Here is a 15345-nt window from a genome sequence, read left to right as displayed (position 1 = left end):
TAGATGGATTATAACTAAAAAAGGTATGAATTTGGATAAGGCAAAAGAAAATGCAGAGATAGTAGTAGTTGATGTAGAGAGTAGGATAGATCAATTTTTATCAAAAAAACTTAATATTTCAAGAAATCAAATTACAAATTTCATAAGAGATAAAAATATTTTAGTGGATAAAAAAATTGTAGATAAGCCATCTTTTACTCTTAAAATAGGACAAATTGTAGAGGTAAATAAACTAAACGATGAAGATAGTGAATTTAATGATTTTACAATAAATTTTGAAGTTGAAATAGTATACGAAGATGATGATGTTTTGGTTATAAATAAACCGCCAAATTTAATTGTACACTCTGCACCTAGTGTGAAAGAGGCCACATTAGTTGATTATTTAAAGTTTAAAGACTATACTCTTTCAAGCATTAATGGAGAAATTAGAGCAGGCATAGTTCATAGAATTGATAAAGATACAAGTGGTATTATGGTTGTAGCTAAAAATGATGAAGCCCATATTCGCTTATCAAATCAGCTAAAAGAAAGAAGTATGACAAGGTTGTATTTGGCTATTATAGATCTTCCGTTAAAAGAGAATTTAATAATCAATCGCCCTATAGGTAGAAATCCTAAAAACCGCCTTAAAAAAGCCATTATAGAAAATGGAAGAATTTCAAAAAGTGCATTTTTAAATTTATATAGTGATGAAAATATTAATATTATATCTGCAAAGCTTTTTAGTGGAAGAACTCATCAAATAAGAGTTCATTTATCAAGCATAAATAGACATATATTAGGAGATAATTTATATGGTTTTAAGAGCAAAAAAGATAAAATCAAGCGAACTATGCTTCATGCATATATATTACAGTTTAGGCATCCTAAAACGGGCGAAAATATGAAATTTACAGCAAACTTATGGGATGATTTTTCTAAAATATTGGATAAAAGTAAAAACAAGGAGAAAATTTATGAAAAGATTTTACCAGATAATCTCATTAGTGGGTTTAATGATCTTGATAGTTGGTTGTGGCTCACCTAAACCATCATCTTTTGTAGATTCAAACTTACCAGTTATAAATAATATAAAAACCATAAGCTCAACTAGGTCAATAGGTCTAGAATGGACAACTGTAAGAAGCTCTGATATTGAAGGTTTTTACATATACAGAAGTGAGTTAAATGAACCTATGGAACTTATTTATACTATTAAAGATAGATTTTCAACCCACTTTGCAGACAAAGATTTAAAGCCAGAAACAACATATAGATACACCATAAAAACCTATAGTAAAAGCGCAATTTCTAGTGATGGGGTTGTTGTTAGTGCTAAAACAGCAAAGGCTATAGAGACAGTATCTTTTGCTAAGGCTATATATGGTCTTCCTGAGCGGGTTAAGATAATTTGGAGACCTCATGCAAATTTAAAAGTTGGTTCATATATTATAGAAAGAAAAAGCCCAGAAGCTACTAGATGGTCAAGGATTGCTGAAATAAAAGGAAGACTTAATGCTGAATATATTGATAATGGAGTTAAGAGCGGAAGAGAATACAATTATAGGATATTAGTAAAAACATTAGATGGTGAAATTTCTGCACCAAGTAGCGTTTTATCAGCCACTACAAAAGAACTGCCAGATGGTGTTGTTGATTTAAGAGCTACAACAAATAGGCCTAAAAAGATAATACTTACATGGGATAGCCCTTTAAATGAGAATTTCTCACACTATCAAATTTATAGCTCCATAGGCAGTTTTTTACCTTTTTTACCTTTAGCAAAAGTAGATACAAATATCTATGAGGATTTAATAAACTCAAACGGCACTAAAAGATATTATAAAGTAACATTTGTAGATAAAGACGGGTTAGAAAGTAAAGCACAAGATGAACCAGTTCTTGGGCAGACTTTAGGCGAACCAGATGCACCTGTTTTATCAAAACCTATAATAAATAATAAAACAATTGTATTGAATTGGAGCGCAGTTAGTTCTGCTTCAAAATATTCCATATATAGAAGCAGTAGGTTTGAAAAGAAAAATATAACAGATATAGTTGGCACTAAATATATAGATAGAGATGTTCAAAAAGGGAATAAATATACATACGAAATTTATAGCGTAGATGAATACGGCCTTAGCTCAAAAGCATCTAATAAGATAAGCGTAGAATACTAATGCCAAATTTCACAACAAGAAAAGTAAAAGTTTTAAGCCTCCCTTTTAAAAAAGATGATATTGAAATTCTTCAAATTGCAAAAGGTAGGATGTTAGATTTAGTTTTGGTAAAAGTTGGTGATGAAGAGTTTTTTTTAACGATAAAACCTACTAAGGATAGCTTTTTAATTAAAGGCGAAAAGATAACTAGACCATCAAAAGTTGGACTTTTACAAAAAGCCTTGGAGCTATTTAGTGTTGAGTTTTGTGAAGAAATACTCAGTAGTGCTTTTGGGTATAATAAAAACTCACTAATAGAAAATAACTCTATCATAAAATCGGAAAAAGAGCTTTTAGAAATTATAAATGGCAATAAAAAGAGCAAAATTTGTATAGAAATAGGTTTTGGTTCTGGAAGACATATTTTATATAGAGCAAAAGAGAACAAAGATACTATTTTTATAGGAATTGAAATTTATAAGCCAGCTATTGAACAGGTTGCTAAACTAGCTCTAAAAGAGGAATTAAACAATATTTATTTAATTGATAATGATGCTAGAATATTTTTAAATTTAATAGACTCAAATAAGATTGAGAAGATCTATTTGCATTTTCCTATTCCTTGGAATGATGCCCCGCACAGAAGAGTTATATCAGAAGAGTTTTTAATGGATGTTCAAAGAGTCCTTAAAAAAGATGGAAGTTTTGAACTTAGAAGTGATAGTAGAGAATATGTTGATTTTTCTATCTTAAAATTTTTAGATAGAAATGGGGTTGAAGTTGAAATTTTCAAAAATAAAGATTTAGAAATTTCAAGTAAATATGAAGATAGATGGAAAAAACAGCAAAAAGATATCTATGATATTTTTGTTAAAAATAAAGTTGAGTCTTTAAGTTTAAAAAATGAGTATAATATGGATTTTGATACCTATAGTCCTAAAAAAATCATTAATAGTTTTGAAAATATAACAAAAAAATTTGATGATTTTTTTATTCATATAGAAGATATGTATAAATTTAATGATAATGATATTGTTATTAAATTTTCTTTTGGAGGGTTTAATACTCCAGAAAATGGCTTTATAAGAATTTCTAAAAATAGTGCAGAATATTTTATAAAAAAACCATTAATGACTAAGAGAAATTATAAAGCGCATTGTGAGTTAAGGGAGATTTTAGCCAAATGGAACAAATAATAAATGCAAAAAATTTAACCCTTGGGTATGAAGGTGAAAAAAATCCTGTAATAAAAAATGCTAGTTTTAGCATAAATAAGAATGATTTTATAGTAATTACAGGTAAAAGTGGTAGCGGAAAATCAACTCTTTTAAAATCATTTTATGGAGGTATTGGTATTTTAAATGGTGAATTAGATGTGTGTTTTACCAATTTAAAAAATATAAACAATAGAAACTTAAAAGAGTTAAGGCAAAAAATAGGTATAGTTTTTCAAGACTATAAGCTAGTAAATGATTGGACTATAGAGAAAAACGTTATGCTTCCTTTGGAAATTGATAGTCAAAGTAAAACCATTTGCAAAAAAAGATCAGAACACTTCTTAAAGTATGTTAAACTAGGCCATAAAATAGGCAAGTATCCACTAGAATTAAGCGGTGGTGAGCAACAAAGAGTAGCAGTAGCAAGAGCCATAGTTCATGAGCCAAATCTTTTGCTTTGTGATGAACCTACAGGAAACTTAGATGAAGTTTCAAGCAATATGGTTTGGGACTTTTTAAGAGCAGCTAGGGATTCTTGGGGAACTTGTGTTGTAGTTGTAACACATAGAGCCCCATCGACATTGAAATTTAATTTTAGACATTTTGAGATAAAAGAAAGGAAAGTAGTTGAAAGGTTTTAAGTCTCATTTAGGTGTTGTTTTATCACTTTTTACCCTGCTGTTTTCTATACAGTTTAATTTTTTTATCAACGATGCTATAAAAAAATATGAACAAACAATGGTTGATAATTATAGTATAGTTGTTGTATCTAAAAATGCTTTAGAGTTAAAAGATATTGCAAATGAGGTAAAAGAAGTTAGCACTATTGAAGAGATTAGTGGCGATGAAATGATACTTAGTTTAAAAGATAAAATTTCAAAAGATAGCCTAGAGCAACTACAAAAAAAGCTTCCAAAATTTTACAATATTAAGTTGAAATTTTTTCCAAATATTGATGAGATTAAAACAATATCTAAAAATTTGGAAAAAGTAGAAGGGGTTGCTAAGGTAGAAATATTTGCAAAAGCCCATGATAGTATTTATAAAATAATGCTTCTATTAAAAAATATTGTTTATATATTTTCTATTCTGATAGCAGTACTTAGTTTTATGCTAGTTATAAAACAGATGAAAATTTGGCTATTTGAACATAGTCAAAGAGTTGAAGTTATGACTCTTTTTGGTGCGTCTTTTTGTTGGAAAAGTGCGGATTTATACAAGATGGCAATTCTAGATAGTATTATAGCTACTTGCATGGTTTTATTGGTCTATGTGTTTTTAGCCGAGCTAGAATATTTTCGAAATATTATAAATATAATTGAGTTTAGCTATACCAATGTGGTTTTGTTGGATTATTTTGTTTACTTGTTATCTGTAGCTTTAGTTCTATCTATTTTTTCTGCTACACTAGTAATGCTTGATTTAGAGAGAAAAAATAAGATATGAGATTTTTTTTAATTCTTCTTTGTGTAAATTTATCGTTTATATATGCCAAAACAACAGAAGATAAAATTAAAAGCACCTATGTTGAGATTAGACAGTCAAAGACACAAAGTCAAACATTGTCCAAAAAGATAGACGATCTTGGCAATGCTATAGTAAATGAGACAAAAGAGCTAGAAAAAACCAATAAAGAGATAGATGAAATTACGGGCCTGGTGGTAAATTTATCTCAAAAGTATAAAGATGAAGAGGTGACTTTAAGTAGATTAAAGGTTGAAAATAAAAAACTTCTGAAAGATCAAAATAAACTTGAAGAAAAAATAGCAGTATTAATAGCTAACGATTTTGCTTTTAGTTTATTGCAAAAAGATGATTTAAAAACTACTGAAAGTATAGTTTCTAATGAAGTTTTTAATAGCTTAAATGAGATACTGCAAGAAGAGCTAAAAGGATTTCTAAAAAATTATCAAAAAGCAGAAGAAGAAATAGAAAAAAAGTCAATGCAGATAGATAGCATAGAAAAAAATATAAAAGAGTATAATGATAAAAAATTAGAATTATCACAAGCTAAAACTAAGCAAGAAAGATTGGTAGCAAATTTAAATAAAAATAAAGAGGCATATATAGTTAGACTGGAAAAATTACACAAGGACACAGAAGAGCTTAGGAATACTTTAAAAAAATTAAAAATAATAGATAGAGAAGAAAAAGCAAAAGCAGCAAAAAAGGTTAAAGAAGAAAAACTAGCTAAAGAGGATACTTCTAAGACACCTATAAAAGATAAAAGAATTAAAGATATAGATCAAAAAGTAAAACAATATGGATCAAGCTATCAAGCCAGTAAGGTTAAAAAATATGCAGGTAAAAAAACAATATCACCACTAAAAAGTGCTTACATAAAAAGAAAATTTGGTAACTACACAGATCCTATATATGGCATAAAACTTTTTAATGAGTCTATTGTTTTAGGCTCCAAAGAAAAAAATGCTCAAGTTTATAGTGTTCTTCCTGGTAAAGTTATTTTTGCAAAAGAGACACCTATTTTAGATAAAGTTATTATAATGGAAAATGTTGGAGGAATTCACACTATATATGCACATTTAAGTCAAATAGCCCCTACTATAAAGGTTGGAAGCACTGTAAAAAAAGGATATGCTATTGGTAGAGTGGAAGAGGATTTAACTTTTGAAGTAACTGAAAAAAACTATCATATAAATCCTTTGGATTTAATTATATTGAAGTGAATTATTATTTATTAAAGAGTTTTTAGGTAAAATAGTAGGTTAAATAGGAGAGTATTATGGAAAAAAGAAAGAGAATTTTAGTAAAGTTTTCTGGTGAAGCACTTGCTGGTGAAAATGGTTTTGGTATTGATAGCTCTGTTTTAAAATTTATAGCAGATGAGATCGCTAAAATTGTTAAAAATAATATTGAACTTGGTATTGTTATTGGCGGTGGAAATATAGTTAGAGGAGTAAGTGCTGCAGCCGGTGGAATTATAAAAAGAACAAGTGGTGATCATATGGGAATGCTTGCTACTGTAATTAATGCTATAGCTATGAGAGAAGCACTTGGTAGTGTCGGACTCGATGTTAGAGTTCAAAGTGCTATAAAAATGGAGGCAATATGTGAAACTTTTATAGTAGGAAGAGCTCAAAGGCATTTAGAAAAAGGCAGAATTGTTATTTTTGCAGCAGGAACTGGAAATCCGTTTTTTACAACAGATACGGCTGCAACACTAAGGGCCATTGAGATAGATGCAGATATGATAATTAAAGCAACAAAAGTAAATGGTGTATATGATAAGGATCCTAATAGGTTTGTTGACGCTAAATTGATTTCTAACTTAACATATGATGACGCTTTAAAAGATGATATAAAAGTTATGGATGATACAGCTATCGCATTAGCAAAAGATAACTCACTTCCTATTGCTGTTTGCAATATGTTTGAAAGTGGAAGATTGTTAAAAATTGCACAAGATGACTTTAGTAACTGTTCTGTTGTAAAAAATTAAAAGGATTATAAATGAAAAGACCTGAGGAAATTATGGCAAAAGCTTTAAAAACAGTGGGTGGTGATAGATATAAGCTATCATTAATGGTTGCAAAAAGAGCAAACCAATTACACGCTGGAACTGAGCCACTGATTAAAGATTATGATTTAAGGAATATGAAGCTTACAGATATAGCATTGCTTGAGATAGCAGAAGGAAAAGTAGTATTGGATGGATTTACTCAAAAAGATTAACGATACTCTTTTAGAGGACTCTTTAGAGAGTATTTTAAATGTTAGTGATTTAGATTCAGCAGTAGAGCTATTTTTTTCTCTTGAAAAAGAGACACCTAGACTTAGAAAAAGCATTAATATATGTATATCTCAGCATGAGGGGCAGTTTAGAAAAAGTGGTGAACCATATGCCGTTCACCCAATTTTAGTTGCTTGCATAGTCTCTTTTATGGGTGGCGATGAAGATATGATGATCTCTTCTTTTTTGCATGATGTTGTCGAGGATACTGATTTTAGCTTAGAGCAAGTTGGTAGTGAATTTGGAGACGAAGTTAAAAAGCTTGTTGAAGGACTTACAAAGATAGTAAGCATTAGAGAAGATAAACTAATACCATCTAGTGTAAAAAATCAAAAGTTAAGATCCTCGGCTTTAACTTTTAGGAGAATGCTTTTAATATCTATTGAGGATGTTAGAGTTCTTGTAATAAAGCTATGTGATAGGCTTCATAATATGCTAACCTTAGATGCTCTTCATTCTGACAAGCAAAGAAGAATTGCCGAAGAGACTCTTGTAGTTTACGCACCTATTGCGCATAGGTTAGGCATTTCATCCATTAAAAACTTACTTGAAGACCTTAGTTTTAAATATGTAATGCCTGAGGAATATGATAAAATTGATTTATATATAAACAAAAACAAACAACAGCTTCAGATAAATTTAAATAAATTTAGCCTTAAAATAACTGAGCTTTTGCTTACAAGTGGATTCAGTGAAAATAGTTTTGAGATACAAAAAAGAGTAAAACACTACTACTCTATATATTTAAAAATGCAAAGAAAAGGCATAACCATACAAGAAGTTCTTGATCTATTGGCTGTTAGAGTTGTAGTTAGGGATATAAGAGATTGTTATGTGGCATTAGGAGTTGTACACACTAAATTTAACCCTTTAATATCAAGATTTAAAGACTACATTGCACTACCTAAACAAAATGGATATCAGACTATACATACAACAGTTTTTGATGATAGTATGATAATAGAAGCACAAATAAGAACTTTTGATATGCATAATACCGCTGAATATGGTGTTGCTGCTCATTGGAGATATAAAGGCACAGGCTCAGTTAATCCTAAGCTTGACTGGTTGAGCGATATCACAGAAAAAGAGATAAACGCAGATATGGCTAATGATGATAGTAGTCCAGAAGATCTTTATGAATATGCTAAAGATAATTTATATGCTGAAGATATTGCTGTCTATTCGCCAAGAGGGGGAATTTTTACCTTACCAAGAGGTGCTACTGCTCTTGATTATGCCTATGAAATACATTCGCAAGTTGGATTAAAAGCCACAGAGGCATATATTAACAAAGTTAAATATCCTTTACTTACTGAGCTTAAAAATGGAGATATTGTCCATATCATCACAGGTAATGAGCCAAAATATAGATGCAGTTGGCTAAATTCAGTTAAAACAGGAAAGGCAAAAGCTGCTATTAAAACTTTTTGCAAACAGAAATTAAAAGAGTTAAACAATGAAATTGCTATAAAGATCTTATCTTCTGTCTTTAATGTAATGGATATAACGATTCTCTCATGGCTTGAGCGTGAAAATTTACATAAAAAAATTAGTAAAGCGGCATATGATTCAGAATATTTAAAAGATGTTGTAAATGCACTAAAAAAATATCCAAAAAAAGATAAGTTATTTACTTTAAATTTTACAGATAAATATATAGTTAAGAAACAAAAGTTTGAGAATATTGTTGTCTATTCTAATCATAAAATTAATAATGTTGAGTTTGATTATTGTTGCAACCCAAGAAGAGGTGATGATATAGTTGGTTTTAGGCAAGGTGCAAACGTAACTGCTCACCATAAATTTTGTGAAAGGGCAGGTAGGCTTTTAAAGGAAAATAAAGAGGTTATCTTTGTTAAATGGACAAGAAATGCGCCACATAGATATCAGATGATACTAAATTTAGAAAACAAAAGAGGTGCTTTAGCTAATTTTCTAAACTATTTAGCTAGATTGCAAGTTGATTTAGTAGCTATAAAATTAAATCAGAACGAAGAGACAAAATCTGATTTTTTTGAAATTGTTATAGAATTAAATGAAAATTTGAATGCAAATAACATTAAATCTAGACTAAAAGATAGATATAAGATAGTTGAATTTACATCGCTAAGCGATGCATATAAAAATTAGGAGAGTTTATGGTAAATTTAGATGAAATTTTCAAAGAGTTGAAAAAGGGAATATCTGAGATAATAGATGAGGATAGGATTAAAGATTTAATAAAAAACTTTTATGAAAAAAATGAAAATTTTTATGTTAAGATAGGTATGGATCCAACAGCGCCTGATTTACATTTAGGACATACAGTAACGCTTCAAAAAATGGCTTTTTTACAAGAGCACGGTGCTATAATTCAGTTTTTAATAGGTGATTTTACCGCTCAAATAGGTGATCCATCTGGCAAAAGTGAGACAAGAAAAAAATTAAGCAAAGATGTTGTTTTAAAAAATGCAAAAACATACGAAGATCAGGTTTTTAAAGTTTTGGATAAAGATAAAACTATTATTATGTTTAACTCAGAGTGGATGAATAAACTTAGTGCTGCTGAGATGATAGAGCTTTCAAGCACATATAATGTTGCAAGAATGTTAGAAAGAGATGATTTTGCTAAAAGATATAAAAATGAAACTCCAATATCTATAAGCGAGTTTTTATATCCGCTTATACAAGGCCATGATAGTGTTGTTATGAAGTGTGATATTGAAATGGGTGGAAATGATCAAAAATTTAATCTTTTAATGGGAAGACATTTACAAAGAGTATACAATGTAGGAAAAGAACAAGCTATCATTATGATGCCACTTCTTGTTGGGCTCGATGGTGTTAATAAAATGAGTAAATCATTGAATAACTATATAGGTGTTACAGAAGATCCAAATACAATGTATGCAAAAGTTTTAAGTATAAGTGATGAGCTTATGTGGGATTGGTATAGACTTCTTAGTAAAAAAAGCTTAAAAGAGATTGAGCTTATGCAAGAAGATGTCAAAAATGGCAAACTTCACCCTAAAAAAACCAAGGAGGACTTAGCACTAGAGATAACTGAGAGATTTTATAATAAAGAGTTAGCATATAAAGCAAAAGATGAATTTGATAAAGTTCATAGTGAAAACAAGCTCCCAAGTGAGATTGAAGAGTTTAGTGCAGAAGAAGGAATTTGGATTGTTGAGGCTATTGTAAAATGTGGACTGGCTAGCTCAAATGGTGAAGCAAGACGCCACATAAAAGCAAATGCATTTAGCATAAATCAAGAAAAGATAGACGATGAGCAGCTAAAGCTTAAAAGTGGAGAGTATGTATTGCAAATAGGCAAAAAGAAATTTGCTAAATTAAAGGTTGGATAGATGAAGAGTATAAAAATAGGAAAATATGAGATAGAAATTCCAATTTTTCAAGGTGGCATGGGTTTAGGAATTAGTTGGGATCAATTAGCTGGTAATGTAAGTTTAAATGGCGGTCTTGGAATTATAAGTTCAGTTGGAACAGGGTACTATCAAAACAGCTCTTTTTCAAAAAAAGAGTTAAATGGTAAACCATTTGGAAGTGAAAATTTTTATTCAACTGAAGGATTGAAGGCTATTATCACTAATGCTAGAAAAATTTGTAATGATAAACCACTTGGTGTTAATATAATGTGTGCTTGTAATGACTATGGTAGAATGGTAAAAGATTCTTGCGAAGCTGGGTTTAATATAATTGTTAGTGGAGCAGGTCTTCCTACAAATTTACCTGAGTTCACACAAGATTTTAAAGATGTAGCATTAGTGCCTATAGTCTCATCAGCTAAGGCTTTAAAGATAATTTGTAAAAGATGGACACAAAGATACAATAGGCTTCCTGATGCTATAGTTTTAGAGGGTCCAAAAAGTGGTGGACATCAAGGATTTACATATGAACAATGTTTTTTGCCAGAGTATCAGCTTGAGAATTTAATTCCACAAGTTAAAGAAGAACTAAATAAATGGGGAGATTTTCCATTAATTGTAGCTGGGGGAATTTGGGATAAAAATGATATAGAAAAGATGATGTCTTTAGGTGCAGATGGTGTTCAGATGGGAACTAGGTTTATAGGAACTCATGAGTGTGATGCCTCACCTGTTTTTAAAAAAGTAATTTTAGATTCAACAAAAGAGACTATAAAACTTATCAAATCTCCTGTTGGATATCCAGCTCGTGGAATTCAAACAAATTTATTAGATTTGGTAGAAAAAAGAATTGGACCAAAAATTAAATGTATTTCAAACTGCGTAAGCCCATGCCAAAGAGGAAAAGAAGCAAGAGTTGTTGGTTATTGCATAGCAGATAGATTGTATGATGCATATAATGGAGTTGTGGAATTTGGTCTGTTTTTCTCAGGTGCAAATGGGTATAGGCTTAAAGAGATAATAAGCGTTAAAGAGCTTATGCAAAAACTTGTAAATGGTGAAAATGGTTAGACTTTTTTTAGTTTTTTTTATAGTAATTTTTATGAATGCTGGTGAATTTGATAAAGTATTTAATAATTTTGATAATACTTTTTCTAACTCCAGCACAAGTATTAAAAAAAAGCTACATAAAGATATTAGAGATGTTTATGTAAAGACATCTATAGATAAAAATATTCAAGATAAAAAAGAGGTTTTAAAAAGACTAATTCACTCATCAAAAAGCTTAGGTTATAATTATATAGGATATGAAAATGAGTTAAAATCTCTTGGAGATAATTATAATAGTTATTTAAATTACATATCCAAAAAAAATATATTAGATGATGTAAAAAAACCTGTAGATAAAGAAAAAATATTACTTAGTCAAAAACCAACTAAAAAACCAGACTCTTTAAAAAAACAACAAAGTGTAAAAAAAGAACCAATAGCCACAAAGAAAAAAGAGACACCAGTAAAAAACAACAATACTAAAAAAGAATTACCTAGTTTAGATAAAAAAAGATCCGATAAAAACTCCAAGCTAATGCTTCTAGGTGTTAAAAAGATTAGCGGAGGGGTGGAACTTAAATTTAATAGAACAGTTGATGATAGCGAGATTAAAAAATTTGCATTAAAAGGTAATATTTATAGAAATATATTAGATATTAAAGCAGGAAATTATTCAAAAGTAAGTAAAATTGAAAATCATGCAGTTGAAGAGATACGAATAGCTCAATTCGATAAAGATACCACAAGAGTAGTTTTTTCTCAAAAAGGAAAATTTAATATTAGTTTTAGCTTAAAGGAAAATCTTATAAATATTGTAGCAAGTGGTAAAGCTAGTGCAAAAACAGCTACCCCTAAAAAAAATATAAAGCCTAAACTTATAGTTATTGATCCAGGGCATGGCGGTAAAGATCCAGGAGCTACTGTAGGCAAGCTCAAAGAAAAAGATATAGCCCTGAAGATTGCAAAAAATCTTGGAAATGAGCTATCATTAAGAGGTTATAAAATTTTATATACAAGAAACACTGATAAGTTTATTCCACTTAGAAGCAGAACAGCTTTTGCAAATAAAAAAAATGCAGATCTTTTTGTATCCATACATATGAACGCTGGTCCAAATACAAAGAAAGGAAAAACACTTTCTGGTGTTGAGACATTCTTTTTGAGTCCAGCAAGGAGTGAAAGAAGTAAAAATGCTGCTGCACTTGAAAACAAAGGCGATATTAGTGATATGAATTTCTTCTCTAAGCAGACATATCTAAATTTTTTAAATCGTGAAAAAATAATAGCTTCTAATAAAGTAGCTATTGATGTTCAAAAACATATGTTAAATAGGGTTAGTAAAAAGTACTCAATGAAAGATGGTGGAGTTAGGGAGGCTCCTTTTTGGGTATTGGTTGGTGCTACAATGCCAGCTATTTTGGTTGAGTGTGGTTATGTTACAAATTCGCACGATAGCAAGGTCATAGTTCAATCAAAATATCAAAAGGATGTAGCTTTAGGAATAGCTGACGGGATAGATATATATTTTTCAAAGAATAGATAATGGAAAAGTTAACATTTAAAGATAAGATTGCATATTCTACCAAATTTGATGATATTTATTTTAATACAAATTCTCCTTTGCTAGAGAGTGAGTATGTTTTTGCTAGTGCTCTTAATGATATTTGGTCAAAACAAGATAGTTTTATCGTTGCAGAGGCTGGATTTGGAACAGGATTAAATTTTTTGACATTAGCTAATAAATTTAAAAATAGCGATAAAAAACTACACTATGTAAGTATAGAAAAATACCCTTTAACCAAAAAAGAATTAATTCAAGTTTATCAAAATTTAAACACTTTTGAAAAAGAATCAAACAAGCTTGTAAAATGCTACCCTACTTTGAAAATAGATGGATTGTATAGAATTCATTTCTCAAAAAACATAGTTTTAGATCTATATATTGGAGATATTAAAGATGCTTTAAATGAACTAGATTTTATAGCTGATGTTTGGTTTTTAGATGGATTTGCACCTTCAAAAAATCCAGATATGTGGGACAGCGATGTTATATATGAAATTTCAAATTTAACTAAAAAAGATGGTGTTATTGCTACATATTCAAGTGCAAGTAGTGTTAGAAAAAATTTAGAAAATGCAGGTTTTGAGGTAAAGCTAGTTAGCGGATATGGTAATAAAAGAGAGATGATAAAAGCATACCTAAAAGAAAAAATAAATGTTCAAAAAAATATATGGTATTCGCGTCCTGCGGTAGGTGGTTTAAATAAAAAGGTTCTTGTAATAGGCGGAGGAATTGCTGGATTAAGTGCTGCATTGAAATTTAAAAAAGCTGGATTTAAAGTTAAGTTGACTGAAAAAGATACAAAAGTGGGTAGTAATGGCAGTGGTAATATAGCTGGAGTTTTAATGCCAACTATTACAAAAAAAGGAATACTTCTTGGAAGAATGCATCTTAATGCTTTTTTGCAAGCTTTTAAATTTTATAAAAAATATATATCTAAAGAGTATATATATTTAACTGGGTCTAAAGAGTATGCTTTTAATTCATCTTTAGTGGAAAGATATAAAGATAGCAGTGAGTTTTTTAAATTTAGTGAAGTTGATGCTCCATATCCTAGTATATTTGTAAAAGAGGGCATTTTAGCTAGACCAAATATGCTTTGTGCACATTTAGCTACAAAAATTGATGTTTTATATGAACATGAATTTATAAGTTTTGAGAAAAAATCAAAAGAATATGAGGTGTATTTTAAAAACGGCAATAAAATTAATACTGATATTATAATATTTGCACTGGGAAGTGAAAGTGAAGAGCTATTTGGCAAAGGCTTGAAGCCAAAAATGAATTTTGATGAAAGTTTAAAAATTAGCTCAGTTAGGGGTCAGGTTACATGGATAAAAGAGACATTAAAAAACAGATATCCTCTTAGTGCTAAAGGGTACATTTGTCCTGCTATTGACAATATTCAGCTAATTGGTGCAACTTATGATAGAAACAACTATGAGAAAAAACCTGTAGATAAAGATAATATTAAAAACATAGAAAATATAAGCGATTTAATAGATAATTATAAAAATATTGAAATTATAGGTTCTCAGGTCGGTTTTAGATCTTATAGTGGAGATAGGTTTCCTATAGTTGGACCTATTCATGATAAAGAGTGGTTTAAAGTAAATTACAAAGATATATTTTGGACTAAAAATAAAACCTCAAATTTAAAACCTAAACACCTTGAAAATATATACATAACTACATCTCATGGAGCAAGAGGTTTAGGTACTTCAATACTTGGAGCAGAGCTTCTTTTGGATTATGTCTTAAATAGACCATTTTGTATTGAAAAAAGCATAGTTAATGAGCTAAATCCTGCAAGGTTTTTAATTAGAGAATTAAAAAAAGGCAAAATTAAATGAGAAAAACACTACTATTTTTATCAGTTTGTTTTATAGTTTTTATAGGTATATGGGCTATTTTTGGAAAATCAAGCAATGAGTTCATAAGAGATATTAAAATAATTATATTTGGACTTATTTTAATAGTAAATATAATTTCTTTAATAGTTATAGCTATAGGAGAAAAAGATGTAGTTAAATACCCTGTTTTGGCAGCATTTGGAACCTCTTTAGGATCTGGGTTTATCAGTGGTTTTTTAATTTTTGATAGATGGATTTTAGTATTTGTTTTTACTATATTATACTCTTTGCCAATTTTTATTCTTCAGTATAAGAAAAAAACATTTAGTAATAAAATTTATAAAAATGATAAAAAAATATAGTCTTTCTATCTGGATATTTTTTCTAATAATAAACATATTAAA

General features: G+C 29.5%; 14 protein-coding genes. All 14 read left to right on the top strand.

Annotation, left to right across the window (positions count from 1 at the left end):
• Positions 1–25 precede the first annotated feature (25 nt).
• Genes CBLAS_RS06515 through CBLAS_RS06450 form a run of 14 tightly spaced genes read left to right on the top strand, consistent with a single transcriptional unit; the run spans position 26 to position 15303 of the window.
• Entirely contained in the window at positions 26–1030 is a 1005-nt protein-coding gene (locus CBLAS_RS06515; RefSeq protein ID WP_106872043.1) for an RluA family pseudouridine synthase, read from the top strand.
• The gene (locus CBLAS_RS06510) at positions 960–2162 is read left to right on the top strand and encodes a fibronectin type III domain-containing protein (protein ID WP_241517614.1); all 1203 of its coding nucleotides are present in this window, start codon (positions 960–962) and stop codon (positions 2160–2162) included. The genes CBLAS_RS06515 and CBLAS_RS06510 overlap by 71 nt, the downstream gene beginning before the upstream one ends.
• A complete protein-coding gene (gene trmB / locus CBLAS_RS06505; RefSeq protein WP_106872041.1) occupies positions 2162–3337 on the top strand; it encodes a tRNA (guanosine(46)-N7)-methyltransferase TrmB in 1176 nt (391 codons plus the stop codon). Before CBLAS_RS06510 ends, trmB begins: the two co-directional genes overlap by 1 nt.
• On the top strand, positions 3325–3999 hold the full coding sequence (locus CBLAS_RS06500) for a cell division ATP-binding protein FtsE (protein ID WP_106872039.1): 675 nt from the start codon (positions 3325–3327) through the stop codon (positions 3997–3999). The genes trmB and CBLAS_RS06500 overlap by 13 nt, the downstream gene beginning before the upstream one ends.
• The gene (locus tag CBLAS_RS06495; RefSeq protein ID WP_106872037.1) at positions 3986–4804 is read left to right on the top strand and encodes a cell division FtsX domain-containing protein; all 819 of its coding nucleotides are present in this window, start codon (positions 3986–3988) and stop codon (positions 4802–4804) included. Before CBLAS_RS06500 ends, CBLAS_RS06495 begins: the two co-directional genes overlap by 14 nt.
• A complete protein-coding gene (locus CBLAS_RS06490) occupies positions 4801–6045 on the top strand; it encodes a murein hydrolase activator EnvC family protein (protein WP_106872035.1) in 1245 nt (414 codons plus the stop codon). The genes CBLAS_RS06495 and CBLAS_RS06490 overlap by 4 nt, the downstream gene beginning before the upstream one ends.
• Positions 6046–6101: 56 nt before the next feature.
• Positions 6102–6818 carry a UMP kinase gene (gene pyrH, locus CBLAS_RS06485; protein WP_106872033.1) on the top strand — a complete coding sequence of 239 codons (717 nt, stop codon included), beginning with the start codon at positions 6102–6104 and terminating at the stop codon, positions 6816–6818.
• 11 nt (positions 6819–6829) lie between these two features.
• Positions 6830–7051 carry a DNA-directed RNA polymerase subunit omega gene (locus CBLAS_RS06480; RefSeq protein ID WP_106872031.1) on the top strand — a complete coding sequence of 74 codons (222 nt, stop codon included), beginning with the start codon at positions 6830–6832 and terminating at the stop codon, positions 7049–7051.
• Entirely contained in the window at positions 7029–9242 is a 2214-nt protein-coding gene (locus tag CBLAS_RS06475; RefSeq protein ID WP_106872029.1) for a RelA/SpoT family protein, read from the top strand. Before CBLAS_RS06480 ends, CBLAS_RS06475 begins: the two co-directional genes overlap by 23 nt.
• A gap of 8 nt (positions 9243–9250) precedes the next feature.
• Positions 9251–10456 (top strand): tyrosine--tRNA ligase, encoded by a 1206-nt coding sequence (gene tyrS, locus CBLAS_RS06470; RefSeq protein WP_106872027.1) that lies wholly within the window; start codon positions 9251–9253, stop codon positions 10454–10456.
• Positions 10457–11548: a nitronate monooxygenase gene (locus CBLAS_RS06465; protein ID WP_106872024.1), complete on the top strand. Its 1092-nt coding sequence runs from the start codon at positions 10457–10459 to the stop codon at positions 11546–11548. It abuts the gene before it with no gap.
• Positions 11541–13070 carry an N-acetylmuramoyl-L-alanine amidase family protein gene (locus CBLAS_RS06460; protein ID WP_241517613.1) on the top strand — a complete coding sequence of 510 codons (1530 nt, stop codon included), beginning with the start codon at positions 11541–11543 and terminating at the stop codon, positions 13068–13070. Before CBLAS_RS06465 ends, CBLAS_RS06460 begins: the two co-directional genes overlap by 8 nt.
• Entirely contained in the window at positions 13070–14941 is a 1872-nt protein-coding gene (mnmC, locus tag CBLAS_RS06455) for a bifunctional tRNA (5-methylaminomethyl-2-thiouridine)(34)-methyltransferase MnmC2/FAD-dependent 5-carboxymethylaminomethyl-2-thiouridine(34) oxidoreductase MnmC1 (RefSeq protein ID WP_106872020.1), read from the top strand. Before CBLAS_RS06460 ends, mnmC begins: the two co-directional genes overlap by 1 nt.
• On the top strand, positions 14938–15303 hold the full coding sequence (locus tag CBLAS_RS06450; RefSeq protein ID WP_106872018.1) for a hypothetical protein: 366 nt from the start codon (positions 14938–14940) through the stop codon (positions 15301–15303). The genes mnmC and CBLAS_RS06450 overlap by 4 nt, the downstream gene beginning before the upstream one ends.
• The last annotated feature ends 42 nt before the right edge of the window (positions 15304–15345 follow it).

Source organism: Campylobacter blaseri, from assembly GCF_013201895.1.
Lineage (GTDB): Bacteria > Campylobacterota > Campylobacteria > Campylobacterales > Campylobacteraceae > Campylobacter_B > Campylobacter_B blaseri.
Note: the sequence above shows the minus strand (reverse complement) of the source record. Positions and strands in the feature narration are given on the sequence as shown.

Coding starts and splice junctions, on each gene's coding strand:
- CBLAS_RS06480 (WP_106872031.1), top strand. CDS start 6,830: ATGAAAAGACCTGAGGAAATTATGGCAAAAGCTTTAAAAACAGTGGGT.
- CBLAS_RS06450 (WP_106872018.1), top strand. CDS start 14,938: ATGAGAAAAACACTACTATTTTTATCAGTTTGTTTTATAGTTTTTATA.
- CBLAS_RS06465 (WP_106872024.1), top strand. CDS start 10,457: ATGAAGAGTATAAAAATAGGAAAATATGAGATAGAAATTCCAATTTTT.
- trmB (WP_106872041.1), top strand. CDS start 2,162: ATGCCAAATTTCACAACAAGAAAAGTAAAAGTTTTAAGCCTCCCTTTT.
- CBLAS_RS06475 (WP_106872029.1), top strand. CDS start 7,029: ATGGATTTACTCAAAAAGATTAACGATACTCTTTTAGAGGACTCTTTA.
- CBLAS_RS06460 (WP_241517613.1), top strand. CDS start 11,541: ATGGTTAGACTTTTTTTAGTTTTTTTTATAGTAATTTTTATGAATGCT.
- CBLAS_RS06500 (WP_106872039.1), top strand. CDS start 3,325: ATGGAACAAATAATAAATGCAAAAAATTTAACCCTTGGGTATGAAGGT.
- CBLAS_RS06510 (WP_241517614.1), top strand. CDS start 960: ATGAAAAGATTTTACCAGATAATCTCATTAGTGGGTTTAATGATCTTG.
- CBLAS_RS06490 (WP_106872035.1), top strand. CDS start 4,801: ATGAGATTTTTTTTAATTCTTCTTTGTGTAAATTTATCGTTTATATAT.
- CBLAS_RS06515 (WP_106872043.1), top strand. CDS start 26: ATGAATTTGGATAAGGCAAAAGAAAATGCAGAGATAGTAGTAGTTGAT.
- mnmC (WP_106872020.1), top strand. CDS start 13,070: ATGGAAAAGTTAACATTTAAAGATAAGATTGCATATTCTACCAAATTT.
- tyrS (WP_106872027.1), top strand. CDS start 9,251: ATGGTAAATTTAGATGAAATTTTCAAAGAGTTGAAAAAGGGAATATCT.
- pyrH (WP_106872033.1), top strand. CDS start 6,102: ATGGAAAAAAGAAAGAGAATTTTAGTAAAGTTTTCTGGTGAAGCACTT.